Raw genomic sequence first — 22,887 nt, 5'->3', positions numbered from 1 at the left:
TATTTTTTATTCTTCTAATTTAGAATTTTCAGAATAGGTACGCCATTTTGCCAAACATGCTTCAATATCCTCAGGGATTTCAGAGTTAAATTGTAAAAACTCTCCTGTAGTTGGATGTGTAAACCCTAATGTTTTTGCATGCAACGCTTGTCTTGGTAAAACCTTAAAACAGTTCTCAACAAACTGTTTATACTTAGTAAATGTAGTTCCTTTTAAAATGGTATCGCCTCCATAACGCTCATCATTAAATAAGGTATGTCCTATATGTTTAAAATGAGCTCTAATTTGATGGGTTCTACCCGTTTCTAACTTACATTGTACCAAAGTTACATACGTTAATCGCTCTATAACTTTATAATGTGTTACCGCATGTTTTCCGTGTTCTCCATCAGGAAAAACATCCATTTGTAGGCGATTTTTAAAACTACGCCCTATATTTCCTTCTATAGTACCTTGGTCTTCCTCTATATTCCCCCAAACTAAAGCATAGTACAAACGTTCAGTAGTTCTATCGAAAAACTGTTTCGATAAATGCGCCATTGCATATTCAGTTTTTGCAACAACTAACAATCCGCTAGTATCTTTATCAATACGGTGTACCAAACCTGGACGTTCATTCGAGTTTTTAGGTAAATTTTCTATATGGTGAATTAACCCATTTACTAAAGTTCCTGAATAATTTCCATGACCTGGATGTACTACCATACCTGCAGGTTTGTTTACAACAATTACCTCGTCATCTTCATACACGATATCAATCGGAATATCTTCAGCAACCAATAAATTTTCATGTGGTGGATAGGTTAACACCACTCTAACCACATCTTTTGGTTTTACTTTGTAGTTTGGTTTTACTACAACATCATTTACCAACACATTTCCTGCTTTGGCTGCTTGTTGTATTTTATTTCGAGTAGCATTTTCAATAAAATTCATTAAAAACTTATCTACTCGTAAGGGTACTTGACCATCAGTAGCTACAAACCGATGGTGTTCGTATAAATCATCATTCTCAAAATCTGGAGTCGTCTCTTCCTGCATCAATCAATATTAAAATTAGTTTCCGTTACCATCTCCTAAAATTAAATCGATGGTTGTTTGTTTTGGTAATTTTGTTCCTGGTTCTATTTTTTGTCCGTTATGTTTTAATCCACGAACTACATCTTTTCCTATATCGTGCACCCAAGTAACATTACTTCCTACTTTGAATCCTATAGAACGTAAATGTGTAGTTGCTTGACGTCTTGTACGTCCATTTAAGTCAGGTATTACAACATCTCGATACTTAGACGGATTTAGTGTTAAATATATTTTACGTTTTTCTTTTACAAAATCTCCCGCTTCTGGATCTTGCTCAATAATCGATTTTTTAGGATATTCAGGGTTATAACTAGCACTATCAATCACTACAAAATCTAAGTTCAATTCATCTAGCTTTTGTGTTACTTCATCTAAAGACATTTTGTGCAAGTTTGGCACTTGTATTTTTTGGTTGTGGTTTGTCGTTACTCCAAGCCACCATTGTAGTCCAAATACGAATATAAATATTGCTACAACTGCTATAATTACGTTTGTTAAAAAAGATTTACTTTTAATAAATTGAAATAAACCTCCAGACTTTTCTGTTAAATTACTCATATCATTTTTTTGTAAGATCGCACAAATGTACAGTAAAAATAGTACTATTTTCAAATCAACAAGTCTTAAACGAGTTTTTTTGGTAAGTTTGTATAATCCTACATTGGGATTTTAAGAAAACAACAACAAAACAGTAATTGAAATATAAATAAAGTGAAAAAAAACATCGCTATTATTATGGGAGGATATTCCTCAGAAGTAGGTATATCTTTAAAAAGTGGTAATGTAGTTTACAAACATCTTAATAAAGAAAAATACAACCCGTATAGAGTTCATATTTTAAAAGATAAATGGGTTTTGGTTGATGATGAAGAAAATGAACACCCTATTAATAAACATGATTTTTCTGCTGAAATTGATGGAACCAAAATCACTTTTGATGCTGTTTTTAACGCCATTCATGGTGCTCCAGGTGAAAACGGAGTAATTCTAGCATATTTTAACCTTATCGGATTAAAACATACTTCTGCCCCATTCTATCAAATGGCATTAACTTTTAACAAGCGTGATACGTTAAGCGTAGTAAAAGAATATGGAATTCCGGCTGCAACTTCTGTTTATTTAAATAAAGGAGATGAAATCAACACCAATACCATCATTGAAAAAATTGGATTACCTTGTTTTGTAAAACCTAACGGTGCGGGATCTAGCTTCGGAATCTCTAAAGTATATACACAAGAAGAATTAATTCCTGCTATTGAAAAAGCCTATGAGGAAGATTCAGAAATATTAATTGAAAGTTTTTTAGACGGAACTGAAGTTTCTGTGGGTGTAATTCAGTACAAGGGAGAAATCAAAGTATTACCAATTACTGAAATTGTTTCTGATAATGACTTCTTCGACTATAAAGCTAAATATGAAGGAGAATCGCAAGAAATTACTCCAGCACGTTTAACAGAAGCTCAAGAGAAGAGCGTAAATAACATTGCTAAGCGCGTGTACGAAATTTTAAATATGAGCGGATTTTCACGTTCTGAATATATTCTGGTAAATGACGTTCCTCATTTCTTAGAAATGAACACTGTTCCTGGATTAACAGAAGCAAGTATTTTACCACAACAAGCCAATCATGCAGGTATCTCTTTAACTGAATTATTTGGAAATGCTATTGAAATGGCTTTAAACAACTAATTAACAATGAAAAGAGCTATTTTTCCAGGATCCTTCGACCCAATCACTTTAGGACATGTAGACATTATTGAACGTGGTGTTACACTTTTTGATGAGTTAATCATTGCTATTGGTGTAAATGCTGATAAAAAATATATGTTTTCTTTAGAAGAACGTAAACGCTTTATTGAAGAAACTTTTAAGCATGAACCTAAAATAAAGGTACTAACTTACAGCGGACTTACCGTAAACTTTTGTATAGAGCAAAATGCTCAATTTATTTTAAGAGGCTTACGAAATCCAGCCGATTTCGAGTTCGAAAAGGCAATTGCCCATACCAATAGAAAACTTTCAGAAATTGAAACTGTTTTCTTACTGACTTCTTCTGGTAAAAGTTACATTTCATCTTCTATTGTTCGTGACGTTATCCGAAACGAAGGAGATTACACAGGTCTGGTTCCTGATGCTGTTAGAATTTAATCGCAGAGCGATAACCAAAGGTTTAATTACCTAGGCTTACCTCTAAACACTTAAAATATTATCCATTGAAAAAGCTAGCTGTATTATTACTACTAATTATTGTTGCTTGTAAACAAGAGTCTAAAAAAGAAACAAAAGATTTTACAACACTTTTTGAAACTTCAAACGGAACAGAAACACCTACTTATAAAGAGGTAATTTCTTATTACAAAGATTTGGCTGAGACGTATCCTGAAATTTCTTTATTTGAAATTGGCACCACAGATATTGGTAAACCTTTACACTTAGCTGTTTTTAATACAGATGGGAAAACAAACATCAATCAGATCAAAAATTCTTCAAAAAACAGAATTTTAATCAATAACGGAATTCACCCAGGAGAATCTGACGGGATAGATGCTTCAATGCTATTATTACGAGATATTGTTCAGAATGACTCCTTAAAAAGCAAGTATAAAAACTCTTTGATTTGTGTTATTCCTGTGTATAATATTGGTGGAGCTTTAAATAGAAACTCACATACTAGAGCCAATCAAAATGGTCCTAAAGAATATGGTTTTAGAGGAAATGCGCGTAACTATGACCTAAATCGTGATTTTATTAAACAAGATACTAAGAATGCAGCAGCATTTGCTGAAATATTTCATACTGTAAATCCAGATGTTTTTATTGATAATCATGTAAGCAATGGCGCCGACTATCAATATGCTATTACCCATCTATTTACACAACACAATCAATTAGGTGGAAAATTAGGAGAGTTCATTGAAACCAAAATGCGCTCTGAGATTGAACAATCGTTAGCTCAAAAAGATATCATCATAACTCCGTATGTAAATGTTTGGGGAACAACTCCTGAAAGTGGTTGGTCTCAATTTTTTGATTCTCCAAGATATTCTACTGGGTACACTAGTCTATTCAACACCTTAGGTTTAATGGTAGAAACACACATGCTTAAACCTTATAAAACACGTGTAAAACAAACTTATGAACTACTATTTTCAACGTTAGATTTTTCCGAAGAAAACAGTAATCAAATAAAAGAATTACGTAAAAATGCTGTGCAGGAAATTATCAATAAAAAAACATATCCTATTGCTTTTACAGTTGATAAAGAGAATCCATCTACACTTAATTTTAAAGGATATGAAGGTGTTTTTATAGACAGTAAGGTTACTAACGGAAAGCGTTTATTTTATGACAGAACAAAGCCCTACACTAAAGAAATTTCATATTACAATAATTATATCCCAACAAAAGAAGTTACCATACCTAAAGCTTATATTTTAGAACAAGGTTGGCACAAAGTTCTGGAACGATTACAAAATAACAATATTGAATTTACTCGTTTTAAGAATGATACTGTTTTAACGGTAGAAATACAGCACATCAAAAATTTTGAAACTCGAAAGACTGCTTACGAAGGTCATTATTTACATTACAACACCGAAATTACCAAAACAGAAAATCAACAAATTAAATTCAACAAAGGAGATATTTATATTCCTACCAATCAAACAGGAATTCGCTATATTTTAGAAACCTTGGAAGCTGAGGCGGTAGATTCTTTCTTCAACTGGAATTTCTTCGATACTATTTTACAACAAAAAGAAGGCTATTCTGCCTATGTTTTTGAAGATATTGCTGAAGCTTTTTTACAAGAAAACCCTTCAATAAAAAAACAGTTTGAAGAAAAACTAAACACCGATGAGAGTTTTGCCAAGAATCCACAAATGCAACTGTATTGGATTTACACCAAAACTCCACACTATGAAAAAGCGCATAAAAAACTACCTATTTTTAAGTTATATTAACAATTAGTAAACCTCTTCGTTACATTTTTATATTTTTGTTAATGATTAGGAAGTCAGTCTAATGGAAAATGAACCCTTAAAATCTGTTTGTGAGCAAAAAAACTTTGAAGAAGTCTTCAATAAACACTCACAAACTTTACGAAATTATATTTACTATAAATGTGGCGATACTCAGCAAGCTGAAGATATCGTTCAGGAAGCCTATATCAAATTATGGCACAATTGCGCTAAAGTAATTTTTGAAAAGGCTAAATCCTTTTTATATACCGTGGCAAACAATCACTTTTTAAATGAAGTGGCTCATAAAAAAGTGGTATTAGAATATCAAAAACAAAATACTACCAATAATACATCAATAGAAACTCCTCAGTTTATATTGGAAGAAGATGAATTTCATAAAAAATTAAAAAAAGCGATTGCTGACCTTCCTGAAAGGCAACGAGAAGTTTTTTTACTAAGCAGAATAGATAAGAAAAAATACAGTGAAATTGCTGAAATTGTTGGTGTTTCTGTTAAGGCTGTAGAGAAAAGAATGAGTAAGGCATTACTTACTTTAAAAGAACAAATAGGTAAAGTGTAATAAAAAATACTATTTGTAGTAGGGTAATTAGTTTTTTAATTGTTTTTAATACAAATAGCACGAATAATAGGAAATGAAATTAAATTATAAAGATGAGACTTTTTTAGCCAGATGGATAGCCAATGAGCTTTCCTCTAAAGAGCTGGAAGAATTTCAACAATCTGACGTTTATCATCAATTTAAAGCCATTGATGATGCTTCTCAGTTGTTAAAAACTCCTGATTATAATCAGAAAGAAGCGCTTATCCAAATTCAAAACAAGTTACAATCTAAAAAGGCAGAGAAAAAAGTCGTTAAATTAATTCCTACATGGATGTACGGCGCTGTTGCTACTATAGCTTTGCTACTTAGCTTTTTTTACTTTAATTATAGTACAATTAATATTTCTACAAGTTACGGAGAGCATTCAACTATAACTTTACCAGATAATTCAACGGTACATCTTTCTCCTAACTCTACTGTTAGCTACAAAAAATACAAGTGGGATGGTAATAGAGAGTTATCTTTAAAAGGTAAAGCTTTTTTTGAAGTTGAAAAAGGTAAATCTTTTACTGTAAACACTTCAGAGGGTAACGTTACAGTTTTAGGAACTAAATTTACAGTTAATACTTCTGAAAATTATTTTGAAGTTCTATGCTACGAAGGAAAAGTAAAAGTTACTTCTAAAAGCAATGATGAAACTATTTTAACCTTAGGAAAAGCTTACAGAAATTATAATGAAAAAGCTGAAAAATGGACTTTTAATTCAGATAGCCCTTCTTGGTTAAAAGGCGAAAGTTCTTTCACTAATGTTCCCTTACACCAAGTAATTAAAGCATTAGAAAACCAATTCAACTTAAAGTTTGATTCTTCAAAAATAGATACCGAAAAACGATTTACAGGTACTTATACACATGAAGATGTTAATATAGCATTACAAACTGTTTTTGCTCCTATGAAAATTTCTTATAAATTAGCAAAAAATAGTACTGTTATATTGACATATAATTAATGAATATAAAATTAAGTATACTTTTTATATGCTTAGCAATGTCTATTTTTTCTCAGGAAAAGATAGACATTTCTTTTATAGACACTCCTTTATTAGACGTTCTAAAACAAACGGAAGCTAATTTTGGGGTTAAATTTTCGTATAACCCTGAAATAATTCAAAAAGATATTTTTTCATTTTCACAAAAAAACTGTGAATTAGTATATCTCTTGGGGGAAATTGAGCGTCAAACTTCCTTTGTTTTAAAAAAAATAAACGAGCGCTACTATTATATTACAAAAAATACGACTCTTAGTGAAGAAAATTATACGCTTCTTAATGAAATTCTTGTTACCAACTATATAACCTCTGGAATTAACAAAAAGAAAAATGGAGCTATTTCTATTTTACCAAAACAACTTGGAGTATTACCTGGGTTAACAGAACCTGATGTTTTAGAAAGCTTAAAAATTATTCCTGGAGTTCAAAGTCCTGATGAAACTGCTGCGGGTATATATATTAGAGGAGGGACTCCTAATCAAAACTTAGTACTTTGGGATGGAATAAAAACGTACTATTTAGGCCATTTTTTCGGAATGATTTCTGCTTTTAATCCATACACTACCAAAGAAGTTGTGCTGTCTAAAAGTGGTACAAGTGCTAGATATGGAAATAGAGTTTCTGGAGTAATCGACATAAAAACTTCTGAAGAAATTCCTGGAAAAATTACTGGAAGCTTTGGCTTAAATATGACACATACTGATGCTTTTATTAACGTTCCTTTATCAAAGCAAACAGCTTTATCTTTTTCCGCTCGAAGCTCATATTCTAATATTTTAAAGACTTTTACTTTTAATAAATTATCTACAAGAGTATTTCAAACATATAATAACAATCAAGAAAATTATATTATTGATAAAAACATAAAGTTTAGTAGAGATAATGAGTTTAATTTTTCAGATTACACCGCAAAATTCATCACTAATCCTTCTGAAGAAGAATCGTTAACGTTTAGTTTTTTACACACTAAAAATAAAATGTATAATGATTTTACAGTTCCTGATTATAAAGACAAATACCACGACCAGATAAATATTAAAAATACTGGTATGAGCGCTAATTGGAAAAAGGAAACTAGCGAAACAACAACTCATAACGTAAAAGGGTATTTTTCTACTTTTACATTAGACTACAATGCCAATTATAGTTACTACGAAGATTTTCTTGTTGAATTTTCGAGCAAAAGCAATACTTTAAATGATGTGGGGCTTTCGTATAATGTAAACTACTCTCTTAACGATAAAACAGATATCCTTTTAGGATACGATTTCACATCTACAGAGGCCGAATATGATTTAAAATACTCATACAGTCTACAAGGAGAAAATCAATATCGCTCTCAACAAGATGATAAAAGCTCGAACGATACTCATTCAATTTTTGGAGAATATCTATACGACTCTGATAACTGGAATATAAATACTGGAGTACGTTTTAACTACTTTTCTAAAATTAAAAAGCTTGTTGTAGAACCTAGATTATACCTTGAAAAAAAATTAAATACTAACTTTAGTTTTAAAGCTTCTTATGAGCAAAAACACCAAACACTTAGTCAAATCATAGAGTTCCAATCCTCTAGTTTAGGATTTGACTTGGAAAACCAAATTTGGGCACAGGTAAATGATGATGACATTCCTCTTCAAAAAAGTTTACAAGTTTCTACAGGAATTATTTTTAACAAAGACAATTGGAAAATAGATATTGAACCTTACTACAAAAAAGTAACTGGTATGACCTCGCTAACGAGCGGTTATAACGATCAGACCAACGATTTTTCTGACGGAATAGGTAAAATATATGGTATTGATATATTAATCAATAAAAAAATTAATAATTACAGAACTTGGGTTAACTATTCGTACACCAAAAACAGGTTTAAATTTTTAGATTTAGAAAACAAGTATTTTCCTGCCAATCATGATATCACAAATTATTTTTCATGGTCTCATGCCTATACATTAAACGCTTATGAATTTTCTTTAGGTTGGATTTACAGAACAGGAAATCCTTATACTGCTTTAAGAGATTTTTATGTAACCGATAATGGTTTTCCGGTTGTTTATATAGATACAGACAATATTAACGCTCTTAGACTCCCTAATTATCATCGTTTAGACGCTTCTATGACTTACACGTTTAATTTTTCTGAAAAATGGAAAGGTAAATTAGGAGTATCTGTTTTAAACATTTACAACCAAAAAAATATCTTAAGTAGAACTTATAATGCTATTCCTATTATAAATTCAGATAATGAGATTGAATACCAACAAGAACAAGTTGACAAAGTTTCTTTAGGAATGACACCTAATATTGTTTTTCGTGTTAGCTTTTAATAAAAAAAGGTCCTACTAAAAAGTAAGACCTTTGATGTTAATAATTTCTATATTGTTTTGTTTCTTCAAAAATGTGTTCTAAAATCTGTTTTTCTTGATCATCAAACGCAATACCACGTCTTTCCATCACCACTTCGGCTACTTCAAAAACTTTATTCGTTTTATATTCTGTAAAACCTGATGCTCCTCCCCAACTAAACGATGGTACAAAGTTTCTTGGAAATCCACTACCAAAAATATTAGCAGAAACACCTACAACAGTACCGGTATTAAACATGGTGTTAATTCCGCATTTTGAATGATCTCCCATCATTAAACCACAAAACTGTAATCCTGTTTTAGCAAAACGACCCGTTTCGTAATTCCATAAACGAACTTCAGCATAATTGTTTTTCAAATTCGAATTATTGCTATCAGCTCCGATATTACACCATTCTCCTAAAACTGAATTTCCTAAAAACCCATCATGCCCTTTATTAGAATATCCAAATAACACAGAATTATTCACCTCTCCTCCTACTTTACTATGAGGTCCAAGAGTAGTTGCTCCGTATATTTTCGCTCCTAATTTTAACACTGAATGTTCACACATTGCTAACGCTCCGCGTACTACAACACCTTCCATAATTTCAGCATTCTTACCAATATAAATAGGACCTGTTGAAGCATTTAAAGTAGCAAAAGTTAACTTTGCTCCTTTCTCTACAAAAATATCATCTCTATTAATACAATTAACTGTTTCTGGAATTGGTTGTGATTTTCTTCCATCCGTAATTAAATCAAAATCAGCACGAATAGCCTTATCATTTAAAGAAAAAATATCCCATGTATTTTTAATTTGAATAATATCATCTTCAAACTCTATATGCTCATAAGAAGAAAAATCCACCTCTTCTTGATTATCTGAAGTAAAAAAAGCTATTACATCTTCTCCCTTAAATATCGCTTGATTTTCTTGTAAATTCTTCACCATTTCAACCAAAGGTTTTGTTGGCAAAAAAGAAGCATTTAGCAATACATTTTCTTCCATTTCAACCATTGGATATTTCTCTTCTAAATATTCTTCGGTTACTGTAGTTGTTGTTAAACCCAAGTATTTTTCCCACTTTTCTCTAATCGTTAAAATTCCAACTCTTATATCTGCTACGGGTCTTGTATATGTAAATGGTAATAAAGCAGTACGCACATCACCATCAAATAAAATATAATTCATAATCATCATTTTTTGAAGCAACACAAACTTACCACTTTCAATTCATTTTACAAGTCAAAATATAAATCTTACTTTTGTTATTATACATTCTTCAATTAAACACTATGAAAAAAATTTTAGGTCTAATTTTAATTGGTATTGCCCTTATCGCGGCGTTATACTATGCTTTTATTTATTTTGTTCCTTATAGCGAAGGAGTTCGCTCAGGAGAACTCATAAAAATTAGTTATAAAGGTGTAGTTGTAAAAACTTGGGAAGGAGAAATTAGCCAAGGAATTTCTGGTGCTCAAATTTTTGCTTTTTCAGTTGAAGATAATCAAAAGGAAGTTATTGATAAACTTCAAAAATACCAAGGTCGCTATGTGAAAGTCACTTACAAAGAACGTTTTGGTACGTTCTTTTGGCTTGGAGACACCAAATATTTCATCACACATGTTGAAGAAGAACAATCTCCTCATTTTAGAGGTTTAAACAATGATAATGAATAATATTTTTAGAAATATAGAAGACACTCGCATTAGCATTTCTGAGCTAATGCTTCCATCTCATGCCAATTTTAGTGGTAAAATTCACGGTGGATACATTTTAAAACTAATGGATCAAATAGCTTTTGCTTGTGCATCAAAACACTCTGGAACCTATTGTGTTACAGCATCAGTAGATACAGTTGATTTTTTAAACCCGATAGATGTTGGAGAGTTAGTTACTATGAAAGCTTCTATCAATTATGTAGGAAGAACCTCTATGGTAGTAGGTATTCGTGTTGAATCACAAAACATACAAACTGGTAAGGTTAAACACTGTAACTCTTCTTACTTTACTATGGTTGCTAAAAGTGATGAAAACAAACAAGTAACTGTTCCTGGAATCATTATTAACAATGAAAAAGAAATGCGTCGTTTTTTAGAAGCTATAAAACGCTTAGAAATGAAAAAGAAACGACAAGAAGAATTTAATAGCGATAATTTTGTTGCCAAAGATTACATTGAAGATCTAGAAAAATACAATGTAAAAATAGAGTTATAAAAAAAATCCGAAGTAAATTTTACTTCGGATTTTTTGTCTATTTTCTATTCTCTCAGTTCTCTTATCTAAAAAGAATTATTTACTCAAATACATTTTACGTCTTGCGTATAAATCGTAGAACTGATCGTCTCTTAAACTTTCAATAAATAAGATACTTTCTCCTGTCGACTTCATCTCTGGTCCTAATTTCTTATTTACATTCGGAAATTTATTGAAAGAGAACACTGGTTGCTTAATTGCAAATCCTTCTAATTGTGGATTGAAATCAAAATCAGTTACTTTTTTCTCTCCTAACATCACCTTAGTTGCGTAGTTTACGTAAGGTTCTTTATATGCTTTTGCTATAAATGGAACTGTACGAGATGCACGTGGGTTAGCTTCGATGATATATACTTTATCATCTTTAATAGCAAACTGAATGTTGATTAATCCAACTGTATCCAATGCTAAAGCAATCGTTTTTGTGTACTCTCTAATTTGTTCTAACACTAACTCCCCTAAGTTAAACGCAGGTAAAGTTGCATTTGAATCTCCTGAGTGAATTCCACAAGGCTCTATGTGCTCCATAATTCCGATGATGTACACATTTTCACCGTCGCAAATAGCATCTGCTTCTGCTTCAATAGCTCCTTCTAAGTAGTGATCTAATAATAATTTATTATTAGGAATCTTACGTAATAAATCTACTACATGCTCTAATAACTCCTCTTTATTGATTACAATCTTCATTCCTTGACCTCCTAATACATATGATGGACGTACTAAGATTGGGAAATCTAATTCATCTGCTAACGCTAAAGCTTCATCTGCATTTTCTGCAACTCCAAACTCAGGGTAAGGGATATTGTTATCTTTTAATAACGTTGAGAAACTACCTCTATCTTCCGCTAAATCTAACGCTTTATAGCTTGTTCCGATAATTGGAATTCCATAACGCTCTAATTTTTCAGCTAATTTTAAAGCTGTTTGTCCTCCTAACTGAACGATAACTCCTTCTGGTTTCTCGTGCTTGATAATATCGTAGATATGTTCCCAGAAAACTGGCTCGAAGTATAATTTATCAGCCGTATCAAAATCAGTAGAAACTGTTTCTGGGTTACAGTTAATCATAATGGTTTCGTAACCACATTCTTTTGCTGCATATACCCCGTGAACACAACAGTAATCAAACTCAATTCCTTGTCCAATTCGGTTAGGTCCTGATCCTAAAACGATAACTTTTTTCTTATCAGAAACCACACTTTCGTTTGATACTGAAACTTCTCCGTTAGCAGTTTCAATTTCACTTTCGAAAGTTGAATAGTAATATGGAGTTTGCGCCTTGAATTCCGCAGCACACGTATCTACTAATTTATAAACACGTTTTATTTTTAACTCCTCACGTTTTTTATACACTTCACTTTCTAAACAACCTAACATGTGAGCGATTTGACGGTCACCATATCCTTTTTGTTTAGCTTCTAATAACAATTCTCTGTCAAGTGTATCAATTGTATAGGTAGAAATTTCTTTTTCTAACATATACAACTCTTCATATTGACGTAAGTACCACATGTCAATCTTAGTGATTTCGTGGATTTTACTCAACGGCATTCCTATTTGAATAGCGTCATAAATAGCAAATACACGATCCCAAGAAGCATATTTTAACTTGTCTTTAATTTGGTTGTAATCTTTATAACTTTTACCGTCAGCTCCTATTCCGTTACGCTTAATCTCTAACGATTGTGTTGCTTTGTGTAACGCTTCTTGGAACGAACGCCCAATACCCATTACTTCTCCAACCGCTTTCATTTGTAATCCTAATGTTCTGTCAGATCCTTCAAATTTATCGAAGTTCCAACGAGGAATTTTCACGATTACATAGTCTAACGTTGGTTCAAATAAAGCTGAAGTTGACTTTGTAATTTGGTTATCTAACTCATCTAACGTATATCCTGTAGCTAGTTTAGCTGCGATTTTTGCAATTGGATATCCAGTTGCTTTTGATGCTAATGCAGATGAACGAGATACACGTGGGTTGATTTCAATTGCAATGATATCTTCTTTTTCATCTGGTGAAACCGCGAATTGTACGTTACAACCTCCTGCAAATTCACCGATAGAACGCATCATTTTAATTGCCATGTCACGCATTTTTTGGAATGTTTTATCCGAAAGCGTCATGGCTGGAGCTACTGTAATAGAATCTCCTGTATGGATCCCCATAGGATCCATGTTTTCAATAGAACAGATAATTACAACATTATCGTTATCATCACGTAATAACTCTAACTCGTACTCTTTCCACCCCATCATTGCTTTATCAATCATTACCTCATGGATTGGAGAAATCTCTAATCCTCTTGATAATAATTCTTCAAACTCTTCTTCATTATAAACGATAGAAGCTCCTGCTCCTCCTAAAGTAAACGAAGCTCTAATACATAATGGAAAACCAAACTCTTGTGCTATTTCTTTTCCTTTTAAGAATGAAGTAGCTGTAGCTTGAGGCGCCATAGGCACACCTATTTCTTCCATTAATAAACGGAACTTATCTCTATCTTCCGTAATATTAATTGCATCAATATCTACTCCAATAATCTCTACGTCAAAATCTTTCCAAATTCCTTTTTCATCAGCTTCAATACAAAGGTTTAAGGCTGTTTGCCCACCCATTGTAGGTAAAACAGCATCAATTTGTGGATGTTCTTTTAAAATTTGAACAATCGACTTTGTATTAAGTGGCAACAAGTATACATGATCAGCCATTGATGGGTCTGTCATAATCGTTGCAGGGTTCGAATTAATTAAGATAGTTTCAATTCCGTCTTCTCTCAACGATCTTAATGCTTGCGATCCTGAATAGTCAAATTCACATGCTTGACCAATAACAATTGGTCCTGATCCAATAATTAAAATCGATTTAAGGTCTTGTCTTTTAGGCATTTTAGTTCGTGTTGTGTTGTGGTGTAAAAATAAAAATTGTTTGGTTATAAAAAAAGGCGATACTTATTAGTAACGCCTTTAAATATTAACAATAGTTAATCATTATTTCTTTGGTCTTGATTCAGATGAAACAGACAACTTTTTTCTTCCCTTTGCTCTTCTTCTAGCTAATACTTTACGTCCATTAGCAGAAGCCATTCTTTCGCGGAAACCGTGTTTGTTTCTTCTTTTTCTTTTCGATGGTTGGTACGTTCTTTTACTCATTACAGTATATCTTAAATATCTTCTTTAAATAATGTTTTGCTTTTTGTGAAATTCCGTCTGCTAAAAGCGTGGGCAAATATACAACAGTTTTTCAGTCTGGCAAACCCTATTTTTATTTTTTTTTAAAAAAAGTAGGTTTTGCAAAAGTACTAAAACTCAAACTATCTTTTTTCTCTTTTTTTATTTGCTGTAATTGCCAGACTTCTTACTTTTGCGCAAACCTAACAACACCATGAACAACACAAAATACGTTTTTGTAACTGGAGGCGTAACTTCATCACTAGGAAAAGGAATTATAGCCGCTTCTTTAGCTAAATTATTACAAGAAAGAGGATACTCTGTAACTATTCAAAAATTAGATCCATATATTAATATTGATCCAGGAACATTAAATCCATACGAACATGGAGAATGTTATGTTACTGATGATGGTGCCGAAACCGATTTAGATTTAGGACACTACGAGCGTTACTTAAACATTCCTACTTCACAAGCAAACAACGTAACTACTGGTAGAATTTATCAATCTGTAATTAATAAAGAACGTAAAGGAGAGTTTTTAGGAAAAACCGTACAGGTAATTCCTCATATTACAGATGAAATTAAAAACAGAGTTCAAATTTTAGGAAATACTGGTGATTTTGACATCGTTATTACTGAAATTGGAGGAACTGTGGGAGATATTGAATCTTTACCTTATATAGAAGCTGTTCGTCAATTACAATGGGATTTAGGTGAAGACAATGCTGTAGTTGTTCACTTAACCTTAGTTCCTTATTTGGCTGCTGCAGGTGAATTAAAGACAAAACCTACACAACACTCTGTAAAAATGTTAATGCAAAGTGGTGTTAGTCCTGATATTTTAGTGTGTCGTTCAGAACATGAAATTTCTGATGATATTAAACGTAAACTAGCATTATTCTGTAATGTTAAAAAACAAAACGTAATTCAATCGTTAGATGCTGAAACTATTTACGACGTTCCTAACTTAATGTTTAAAGAAGGATTAGACTACGTTGTATTAGACAAATTACGTTTATCTACTCGTAAACAACCTAAGCTAACTGCTTGGAACCGTTTTTTAGAGCGTCATAAAAACCCTACTTCTACTATTGAAATTGGTTTAGTAGGGAAATATGTAGAATTACACGATTCTTATAAATCAATTACCGAAGCATTTATTCATGCGGGTGCTGCCAATAAAACCAAAGTTAACGTTCGTTGGATTCACTCTGAAGAATTAACTCCAGAAAGTGCAGTAAAACAATTAGAAGGTGTAGACGGTGTTTTAGTAGCTCCAGGATTTGGTGATAGAGGAATTGAAGGAAAAATTGCAGCAGTACAATATGTACGTGAAAACAACATTCCGTTTTTAGGTATTTGTTTAGGTATGCAAATGGCAGTTATTGAGTTTGCTCGTAACGTATTAAACTTAAAAGATGCTAACTCTACCGAAATGGATCCTAAAGTTGCACATCCAGTTATTAACTTAATGGAAGAGCAAAAAGATGTTACTGAAAAAGGTGGAACAATGCGTTTAGGCGCTTGGGACTGTCAATTAACACAAGATTCTAAAGTTTTTCAAGCATATAAAGAAGAATTAATCAGTGAACGTCACCGCCACAGATACGAATACAATAACGAATATAAAGAACAATTAGAAGCAGCAGGAATGAAAACTGCGGGTATCAATCCTAAAACTGGATTGGTAGAAATTGTTGAAATACCTACTCACCCTTGGTTTGTTGGTGTTCAATATCATCCAGAATATAAGAGTACGGTGCTAAATCCGCACCCATTGTTTGTAAGCTTCATTAAAGCAGCTTTAAAACACTCTAAAAAATAATTTCAAAAATCCTGTAACTAAAATTACAGGATTTTTTATTTCTCAATAAAATTGGAATACTGTTTGAACTACTATTCTTAACAAAATTAATCATTGTAAATCCTCTAATAATCTTTGGGGTTTTATTACCTTTGTCGGGTTTTTCAGACAACTAGGAAAACTTTAAGTGACAAGTTGACATTTTAACATATATCAATGGAACAAAAAAAATTTGATTTAAATTCCTTTATAGGAATGCTTTTATTAGGAGGAATTATGCTTTGGTGGATGAATACCCAAAGACCAGACGAAACTCCTGAAGCCACTACTCAAACAGAACAAACCACTAACGCTACCGAAAACGTTCAGAACAACTTAACTGAAAACACCGTTTTAAACGATTCGTTACAGCAAATTGCTTTACAAAATAAGTTTGGAGCCTTTGCTTATGGTGCTTCAACAACTAAAGAAGGTAGTACTACTATTGAAAACAACCTTGTTAAATTAACGGTAGATAACAAAGGTGGACAAATCATTGAAGCCTTAATTAAAAACTATAAAACGTACGATTCGTTACCTTTATACTTAGTTAAAGACAAAAACGCATCGTTCAATATCAACTTCGGTACTACTGACAACCGAATTTTAAACACCAAAGACTTACTATTTACTCCTACCCTTACTAAAAATGGAGAGGCGCAAGTACTTTCTATGAAGTTAAAGGTTGCTGAAGATAAATTCTTAGAGTACCGTTATGAAATGAAAGAAGGTGATTACCGTGTCGGTTTCGCTATTCGTTCACAAGGTTTAAGTAATGTTATCAACAGTTCTCAAGAAATCAACTTAGATTGGAACTTAAAAGGTTTTAGACACGAAAAGAGTTTACAAACCGAAAACATGTACTCTTACTACTATTACAAAGCTGATGATGAAGTAGATTACTTACAAATGGACGATAATGAAGTGGTTAATGATATTGACTGGGTTGCGTTTAAACAACACTTCTTCTCTTCTGTATTAACCTCAGAAACTCCTTTAAACAATGCTACGTTAAAATCTGTTGATTTTGCAGGTGAAGATGTAGATAGCGTTTATACTAAAACCTACGGATTAAAAGCTCCTTTAGCTTTAACTAACGGAGAATTAAATTATAACATGCAATGGTTTTACGGACCCACCGATTATAATTTATTAAAGTCATATAAAGGTACTAGCCTTGACGAAATTGCCGATTTAGGTTGGGGAATCTTCGGTTTCTTAAACCGTACAATATTTTACCCTGTTTTTAACATGTTAAAAGGATTTATTGGTAACTACGGATTAATCATCATTTTAATGACGATTGTTGTTCGTATACTAATGTCTCCTGTTTTATACAAATCATATTTATCTAGTGCTAAGATGAAAGTGATTCGTCCAGAAATGGAAGAAATCAACAAAAAATACCCAGGTAAAGAAAACGCTATGAAGCGTCAGCAAGAAATAATGGCGGTACAGCGAAAAGCTGGAGTTAACATGATGTCGGGTTGTATTCCTGCATTAATGCAAATGCCAGTGTTCTTTGCTTTATTCAAATTCTTCCCTACGAATATCGAATTTAGACAAGAAGGATTCTTATGGGCTACTGACTTATCTTCTTATGATACGGTTTTTCAACTTCCTTTTAAGATTCCATTTTATGGAGATCACGTAAGTTTATTCCCAATTTTAGCATCTGTGGCGATTTTCTTTTATATGAAAATGAACCAAAGTCAACAAGCTAATATGCAGGCACCTACACAAGAAGGGATGCCAGACATGAGCAAAATGATGAAGTGGATGATCTACTTCTCTCCTATAATGATGTTATTCTTCTTTAACAACTACGCAAGTGGATTAAGTTTATACTATTTCATTTCTAACTTGTTAACTATTGCAATTATGTTTATTATTAAAAACTACGTAATTGATGAAGATAAGATTCACGCTCAGATAGAAGAAAACAAAAAGAAGCCTGTTAAAAAGAGTAAATTCCGTGAGCGTTTAGACGCTGCGATGAAGCAGGCTCAAGAACAACAAGCTGCACAACAACGCGCTAAGAAAAAATAAATTACCTACCTTTAGGTTATTCAATTTTAAAAAACCAACTTTTTCTACTCGATGAAAAAGTTGGTTTTTCATTTTTACCCTTTCTATTTTTCGTTGTTAATTTCTCCTTTTTTCACTTCCATTTCTGATTTAACATTCTTTTAACTAAACACCATTAAACCTTTCGGGAAATTTGCAGTCAAACATGCTTTATAAATCAACGTAATGAAGAAATTTACCTTACTTATTATTTTACTAATTAGTTTTACAACTTTTGCCCAACGTGGTTCAAAAATTACTTTAACAGGAAAAGTTGTTGAAACCAACTCAAAACAACCATTAGAATACGCAACATTAGTACTTACAAACATCAGCACTCAACAAATTGTTGGAGGGGTAACTGATGCTAAAGGAAACTTTTCTATAGATGTTTCATCGGGTACTTATGCTGTACAAGTTGAATTTATTGGTTTTAAATCTAAGAACTTAGGAAACCACACACTAACCGAAAATAAAAACTTAGGTGTAATTTCTCTTTCTGAAGATACCGAAACCTTAGATGAAATTGAAATTATTGCAGAAAAATCAACCGTAGAAATACGATTAGATAAAAAGATTTACAATGTTGGTAAAGATATGACTGTTAAAGGAGGTAATGCTTCTGATGTGCTAGATAACGTACCTTCTGTAAACGTAGATGCTGAGGGAGCTGTAAGCTTACGAGGAAATGAAAACGTTCGTATTTTAATTGATGGTAAACCTTCTGCCTTAGTAGGATTAACAGGTACAGACGCCTTAAGAAACCTCCCTGCTGATGCTATTGAAAAGGTAGAAGTAATTACTTCTCCTTCTGCTCGATATGATGCTGAGGGTACTGCAGGTATTTTAAATATTATTCTTAGAAAAGGAAAAATTACAGGATTTAACGGATCTGTAAACTTCTCAGTAGGAGATCCTGACTTATATCAAGTAAGTAGTAACTTAAACTACCGTACAAAAAAAATTAATATCTTTTCTAACCTAGGGTATTCATACAGAAAAGGTCCAGGAAATTCTTTTAGTGACTTCACTTATTTATCTGATGGTGTAATCGATAGTTTAAGTACAGAAAAAAGAGTTTTTGATAGAAAAAATAAAAACTTTAATGGTTCTTTTGGACTAGAATACTACTTAAATGATAAAAGCTCTATTACAGGTACTGTTTTCTATAGAAATAATGATGGAGAAGATATCGCAACCAACAACACCCGTACTTTTGCTCCAGATGAATCTCTTATTAGGAGTTCTGAAAGAATTGAGTTTGAAACAGAAGATGATGTCGATACCCAATATTCATTAAACTATACGAACAATATAGACGACAAAGGTCAAAAATTAATCATCGACTTACAGTATAGCGAAAACGAAGAAGATGAATATGCTAACATTACAAACAATTCTGTTTTAACTGAAAGAAATAATCAAATCACTAAATCTAAGAACAGATTATTACAAATAGATTATGTATTACCTTTTGGTGAAAAAAGCCAGTTAGAATTAGGACATAAAGCTGATTTACAAGATCTAACTTCTGATTTTAAAGTACGTGATGCAAATGGGCAACCTTTTGAGTTTGATCCTTCAAACGCTATTGATTTTAAACAATATATTTATGCCTACTATGCTCAATATGGTAGTAAAATAGATAAATTCTCTTATCTTTTAGGATTACGTGCTGAATACACAGATATAGATTTAAAAGTTTTAAATACTGGAGACTTTTCTGACAAAAACTATACGGAATGGTTTCCAACCGTTAATTTAGGGTATGAATTTAATGAAACTGATAATTTAACTTTAGGGTATGCACGTAGATTACAAAGACCACGCCACTGGTTTTTAAACCCTTTTGAAACCCGAAGTTCTAGCACTAATGTTTTTAAAGGAAACCCTGATTTAAATCCTGCTTACACTAGTTCTTTTGATTTAGGATATACTACACGAGTTAGTAAAATTACTTTAAACTCATCTTTATATTATCAATTTTCAACAGATTTAATTAGACCTGTATCAAGAGTAGAAACTAGAGATAACGGAAACGTGTTTGTTCGTCAATTCTTAAATTTAAATGATGAAAATCGTTACGGTTTCGAATTAACAACTAACTATAATCCTGTTAAATGGGCACGTTTATCAGCAACCTTTAACTATTTTAAGTTTAATACTGATGCTTTCGATTACTCTTTTTCTTATATAGATGCTGATACTGGTAATACAGTAACAGAAACAAAAACATTACCCGAAGTTAATAGTAGTAGTTGGTTTGCTCGTTTTAATTCTAGAATTACCTTACCTGCAAAAATCGATTGGCAAACACGTATTATGTATCGTGGTCCTCAAGATGATGCACAAGGAAGTAGAGAAGGTATTTTTGTAACAAACTTAGCTTTTAGTAAAGATATTTTTAAAGAAAAGGCTTCTGTAGTATTAAATGTTAGCGACTTGTTTAACGAACGTAAAAGAAAAGGCTACACCAATACTGAAGATGTAAGATCATACCAAGAATTCCAGTGGAGAGAACGCCAAATATCTTTAAGCTTCACGTATCGTTTCAACCAAAAGAAAAAACGTGAACGCCCTGAACGAAACGGAGATTTCGATGGTGGTGGTGAAGGGTTTTAATACTTCATTCAAATACAATAATAAAAAGAGAGCTGAACAATCAGCTCTCTTTTTTGTTGTAAAAACTTAGGTTGACAAACTTATTTCTAGTTAAATAAAGGCACAAAAAAACCACGTAAATAACGTGGTTTGAATATTTTTTTATGATATCTAAAGATTACTTACCTTCTTCGGCAGCTCTTTTAGCTTCTCTTTTTAATTTCATGTTTTCCCAGATAGTTCCACCAATCCAGTAAGGAACTACAAATGTTAATAAGAAAATTAACAGCCAAAATCCAGCTGTAAAAATAAACATGAATAATACTAATCCTGAGAATTCTGAAAAATCTAACATTTGTTTCTTCTTAATAATTGTTATGCCACAAAATTATAACTATTTTTCTTTTCTTCCAATAAAATCTAATAAAAATAACTCGTAAAAACTATAAGAATTTGTAATTTTGGACATCATTAATTTTTAGCATTTTAAATCATTTCATAATGACAAAATATAGAATTGAGAAAGACACTATGGGACAGGTAGAAGTACCTGCTGATAAATATTGGGGAGCACAAACTGAGCGTTCTCGTAACAATTTTAAAATTGGCCCTGCTGCCTCTATGCCTTTAGAAGTAGTATACGGATTTGCATACTTAAAAAAAGCTGCTGCTTACACTAACGCAGAGTTAGGTGTTTTAGCTGCTGAAAAACGTGATTTAATTGCACAAGTATGTGATGAAATTTTAGAAGGAAAGCACGATGATCAATTCCCTTTAGTAATTTGGCAAACAGGTTCTGGTACACAAAGTAACATGAACGTTAACGAAGTTATAGCAAACCGTGCTCATGAAATTGCTGGAAAAGTAATTGGTGAAGGTGAAAAAACTATCCAACCGAACGATGATGTAAACAAATCGCAATCGTCTAACGATACTTTCCCAACGGGTATGCACATTGCTGCTTACAAAAAAGTTGTAGAAGTAACCATTCCAAGTGTTGAGCAATTACGTGATACGTTACAAGCAAAAGCAGAAGCTTTTAAAGATGTTGTAAAAATTGGACGTACGCACTTAATGGATGCTACTCCCCTAACCTTAGGACAAGAATTTTCTGGATATGTAGCGCAATTAAACTTCGGATTAAACGCTTTAAAAAACACCTTAGCGCATTTAGCGCAATTAGCTTTAGGAGGAACTGCGGTAGGAACTGGGTTAAACACTCCTGCTGGTTATGATGTGTTAGTTGCTAAATATATTGCTGAGTTTACAGGATTACCATTTGTTACTGCTCAAAATAAATTTGAAGCCTTAGCAGCGCACGATGCTTTAGTTGAAACACACGGAGCTTTAAAACAATTAGCGGTTTCATTAAATAAAATTGCCAACGACATTCGTTTAATGGCTTCAGGACCTCGTTCAGGAATTGGAGAAATCATCATTCCTGCTAACGAACCAGGATCTTCTATCATGCCAGGAAAAGTAAATCCAACACAAGCAGAAGCTATGACTATGGTTTGTGCACAAGTTATGGGTAACGATGTTGCTGTAACTGTTGGTGGTACGCAAGGTCACTACGAATTAAACGTATTCAAACCTATGATGGCTGCTAACGTATTACAATCAGCTCAATTAATTGGAGATGCTTGTGTATCGTTTGATGTAAACTGTGCCGCTGGTATTGAACCAAACCAAACAAGAATTACTGAGTTATTAAACAACTCATTAATGTTAGTTACAGCATTAAATACTAAAATTGGATATTACAAAGCTGCTGAAATTGCAAATACAGCACACGCTAACGGAACTACTTTAAAAGAAGAAGCAGTACGTTTAGGATATGTAACTCCAGAACAATATGACGAATGGGTAAAACCAGAAGATATGATTGGAAGTTTAAAGTAAAAACGTATTTTTGTTATAAAACCATAAAAGCCACTTA

18 protein-coding genes are annotated in these 22,887 nt (G+C 32.4%); 12 read left to right on the top strand and 6 right to left on the bottom strand.

The window, feature by feature from the left end; translation table 11 throughout:
* Nucleotides 1-6 precede the first annotated feature (6 nt).
* Nucleotides 7-1,041 carry an RluA family pseudouridine synthase gene (locus ACR9ES_RS00545; RefSeq protein WP_435254686.1) on the bottom strand — a complete coding sequence of 345 codons (1,035 nt, stop codon included), beginning with the start codon at nt 1,039-1,041 and terminating at the stop codon, nt 7-9.
* Between the two features lie 15 nt (nt 1,042-1,056).
* Complete coding sequence (locus tag ACR9ES_RS00540) at nt 1,057-1,638, bottom strand: PASTA domain-containing protein (protein ID WP_299002262.1); 582 nt, start codon at nt 1,636-1,638, stop codon at nt 1,057-1,059.
* 153 nt (nt 1,639-1,791) lie between these two features.
* On the opposite strand from ACR9ES_RS00540, the gene ACR9ES_RS00535 reads away from it, so the two are divergent.
* The 6 genes from ACR9ES_RS00535 (at nt 1,792) to ACR9ES_RS00510 (ending at nt 8,985) form a co-directional block, all read left to right on the top strand.
* Nucleotides 1,792-2,769: a D-alanine--D-alanine ligase gene (locus ACR9ES_RS00535; RefSeq protein ID WP_435254685.1), complete on the top strand. Its 978-nt coding sequence runs from the start codon at nt 1,792-1,794 to the stop codon at nt 2,767-2,769.
* A gap of 6 nt (nt 2,770-2,775) precedes the next feature.
* Nucleotides 2,776-3,228: a pantetheine-phosphate adenylyltransferase gene (coaD, locus tag ACR9ES_RS00530; protein WP_274634514.1), complete on the top strand. Its 453-nt coding sequence runs from the start codon at nt 2,776-2,778 to the stop codon at nt 3,226-3,228.
* 65 nt (nt 3,229-3,293) lie between these two features.
* Nucleotides 3,294-5,042 carry a M14 family metallopeptidase gene (locus ACR9ES_RS00525; protein WP_435254684.1) on the top strand — a complete coding sequence of 583 codons (1,749 nt, stop codon included), beginning with the start codon at nt 3,294-3,296 and terminating at the stop codon, nt 5,040-5,042.
* Between the two features lie 61 nt (nt 5,043-5,103).
* Nucleotides 5,104-5,622: an RNA polymerase sigma factor gene (locus ACR9ES_RS00520; protein ID WP_274634512.1), complete on the top strand. Its 519-nt coding sequence runs from the start codon at nt 5,104-5,106 to the stop codon at nt 5,620-5,622.
* Nucleotides 5,623-5,695: 73 nt separating this feature from the next.
* A complete protein-coding gene (locus ACR9ES_RS00515; protein ID WP_274634511.1) occupies nt 5,696-6,613 on the top strand; it encodes a FecR family protein in 918 nt (305 codons plus the stop codon).
* Nucleotides 6,613-8,985, top strand: coding sequence for a TonB-dependent receptor plug domain-containing protein (locus ACR9ES_RS00510; protein ID WP_435254683.1), 2,373 nt, complete (start codon nt 6,613-6,615; stop codon nt 8,983-8,985). Before ACR9ES_RS00515 ends, ACR9ES_RS00510 begins: the two co-directional genes overlap by 1 nt.
* Nucleotides 8,986-9,022: 37 nt before the next feature.
* Here the strand turns inward: ACR9ES_RS00510 and ACR9ES_RS00505 are convergent, their stop codons facing one another.
* Entirely contained in the window at nt 9,023-10,198 is a 1,176-nt protein-coding gene (locus ACR9ES_RS00505; RefSeq protein WP_435254682.1) for a GlmU family protein, read from the bottom strand.
* Nucleotides 10,199-10,302: 104 nt separating this feature from the next.
* On the opposite strand from ACR9ES_RS00505, the gene ACR9ES_RS00500 reads away from it, so the two are divergent.
* Both ACR9ES_RS00500 and ACR9ES_RS00495 read left to right on the top strand, forming a co-directional pair.
* Nucleotides 10,303-10,686 carry a 6-phosphogluconate dehydrogenase gene (locus tag ACR9ES_RS00500; protein WP_274634508.1) on the top strand — a complete coding sequence of 128 codons (384 nt, stop codon included), beginning with the start codon at nt 10,303-10,305 and terminating at the stop codon, nt 10,684-10,686.
* Nucleotides 10,679-11,224: an acyl-CoA thioesterase gene (locus tag ACR9ES_RS00495; RefSeq protein ID WP_435254681.1), complete on the top strand. Its 546-nt coding sequence runs from the start codon at nt 10,679-10,681 to the stop codon at nt 11,222-11,224. The genes ACR9ES_RS00500 and ACR9ES_RS00495 overlap by 8 nt, the downstream gene beginning before the upstream one ends.
* 75 nt (nt 11,225-11,299) lie before the next feature.
* Here ACR9ES_RS00495 and carB read toward each other — a convergent pair whose 3' ends face one another.
* Both carB and rpmH read right to left on the bottom strand, forming a co-directional pair.
* Nucleotides 11,300-14,152, bottom strand: coding sequence for a carbamoyl-phosphate synthase large subunit (gene carB / locus ACR9ES_RS00490; RefSeq protein WP_435254680.1), 2,853 nt, complete (start codon nt 14,150-14,152; stop codon nt 11,300-11,302).
* Nucleotides 14,153-14,254: 102 nt separating this feature from the next.
* Nucleotides 14,255-14,416, bottom strand: coding sequence for a 50S ribosomal protein L34 (rpmH, locus tag ACR9ES_RS00485; RefSeq protein WP_028891113.1), 162 nt, complete (start codon nt 14,414-14,416; stop codon nt 14,255-14,257).
* A 232-nt stretch (nt 14,417-14,648) separates the two neighbouring features.
* On the opposite strand from rpmH, the gene ACR9ES_RS00480 reads away from it, so the two are divergent.
* From ACR9ES_RS00480 to ACR9ES_RS00470, 3 genes are all read left to right on the top strand, one after another.
* A complete protein-coding gene (locus ACR9ES_RS00480; protein WP_435254679.1) occupies nt 14,649-16,262 on the top strand; it encodes a CTP synthase in 1,614 nt (537 codons plus the stop codon).
* A gap of 195 nt (nt 16,263-16,457) precedes the next feature.
* Nucleotides 16,458-18,329 (top strand): membrane protein insertase YidC, encoded by a 1,872-nt coding sequence (yidC, locus tag ACR9ES_RS00475; RefSeq protein WP_435254678.1) that lies wholly within the window; start codon nt 16,458-16,460, stop codon nt 18,327-18,329.
* 204 nt (nt 18,330-18,533) lie between these two features.
* Entirely contained in the window at nt 18,534-20,969 is a 2,436-nt protein-coding gene (locus tag ACR9ES_RS00470) for a TonB-dependent receptor domain-containing protein (RefSeq protein WP_435254677.1), read from the top strand.
* Between the two features lie 157 nt (nt 20,970-21,126).
* On the opposite strand, the gene ACR9ES_RS00465 is transcribed toward ACR9ES_RS00470, so the two are convergent.
* Nucleotides 21,127-21,303 (bottom strand): hypothetical protein, encoded by a 177-nt coding sequence (locus tag ACR9ES_RS00465; protein WP_028891109.1) that lies wholly within the window; start codon nt 21,301-21,303, stop codon nt 21,127-21,129.
* 146 nt (nt 21,304-21,449) lie between these two features.
* Here ACR9ES_RS00465 and fumC point away from each other — a divergent pair, with 146 nt between their 5' ends.
* On the top strand, nt 21,450-22,850 hold the full coding sequence (gene fumC / locus ACR9ES_RS00460; protein ID WP_435254676.1) for a class II fumarate hydratase: 1,401 nt from the start codon (nt 21,450-21,452) through the stop codon (nt 22,848-22,850).
* Nucleotides 22,851-22,887: the final 37 nt, after the last annotated feature.

The organism is Tenacibaculum sp. A30 (assembly GCF_051200845.1).
Lineage (GTDB): Bacteria > Bacteroidota > Bacteroidia > Flavobacteriales > Flavobacteriaceae > Polaribacter.
The sequence above is the reverse complement of the archived record's forward strand: the minus strand, read 5'-3'. Positions and strand labels throughout refer to the sequence as shown.

Coding starts and splice junctions, on each gene's coding strand:
- ACR9ES_RS00545 (WP_435254686.1), bottom strand. CDS start 1,041: ATGCAGGAAGAGACGACTCCAGATTTTGAGAATGATGATTTATACGAA.
- ACR9ES_RS00540 (WP_299002262.1), bottom strand. CDS start 1,638: ATGAGTAATTTAACAGAAAAGTCTGGAGGTTTATTTCAATTTATTAAA.
- coaD (WP_274634514.1), top strand. CDS start 2,776: ATGAAAAGAGCTATTTTTCCAGGATCCTTCGACCCAATCACTTTAGGA.
- ACR9ES_RS00520 (WP_274634512.1), top strand. CDS start 5,104: ATGGAAAATGAACCCTTAAAATCTGTTTGTGAGCAAAAAAACTTTGAA.
- ACR9ES_RS00515 (WP_274634511.1), top strand. CDS start 5,696: ATGAAATTAAATTATAAAGATGAGACTTTTTTAGCCAGATGGATAGCC.
- ACR9ES_RS00510 (WP_435254683.1), top strand. CDS start 6,613: ATGAATATAAAATTAAGTATACTTTTTATATGCTTAGCAATGTCTATT.
- ACR9ES_RS00505 (WP_435254682.1), bottom strand. CDS start 10,198: ATGAATTATATTTTATTTGATGGTGATGTGCGTACTGCTTTATTACCA.
- ACR9ES_RS00500 (WP_274634508.1), top strand. CDS start 10,303: ATGAAAAAAATTTTAGGTCTAATTTTAATTGGTATTGCCCTTATCGCG.
- ACR9ES_RS00495 (WP_435254681.1), top strand. CDS start 10,679: ATGAATAATATTTTTAGAAATATAGAAGACACTCGCATTAGCATTTCT.
- carB (WP_435254680.1), bottom strand. CDS start 14,152: ATGCCTAAAAGACAAGACCTTAAATCGATTTTAATTATTGGATCAGGA.
- rpmH (WP_028891113.1), bottom strand. CDS start 14,416: ATGAGTAAAAGAACGTACCAACCATCGAAAAGAAAAAGAAGAAACAAA.
- ACR9ES_RS00480 (WP_435254679.1), top strand. CDS start 14,649: ATGAACAACACAAAATACGTTTTTGTAACTGGAGGCGTAACTTCATCA.
- yidC (WP_435254678.1), top strand. CDS start 16,458: ATGGAACAAAAAAAATTTGATTTAAATTCCTTTATAGGAATGCTTTTA.
- ACR9ES_RS00470 (WP_435254677.1), top strand. CDS start 18,534: ATGAAGAAATTTACCTTACTTATTATTTTACTAATTAGTTTTACAACT.
- ACR9ES_RS00465 (WP_028891109.1), bottom strand. CDS start 21,303: ATGTTAGATTTTTCAGAATTCTCAGGATTAGTATTATTCATGTTTATT.
- fumC (WP_435254676.1), top strand. CDS start 21,450: ATGACAAAATATAGAATTGAGAAAGACACTATGGGACAGGTAGAAGTA.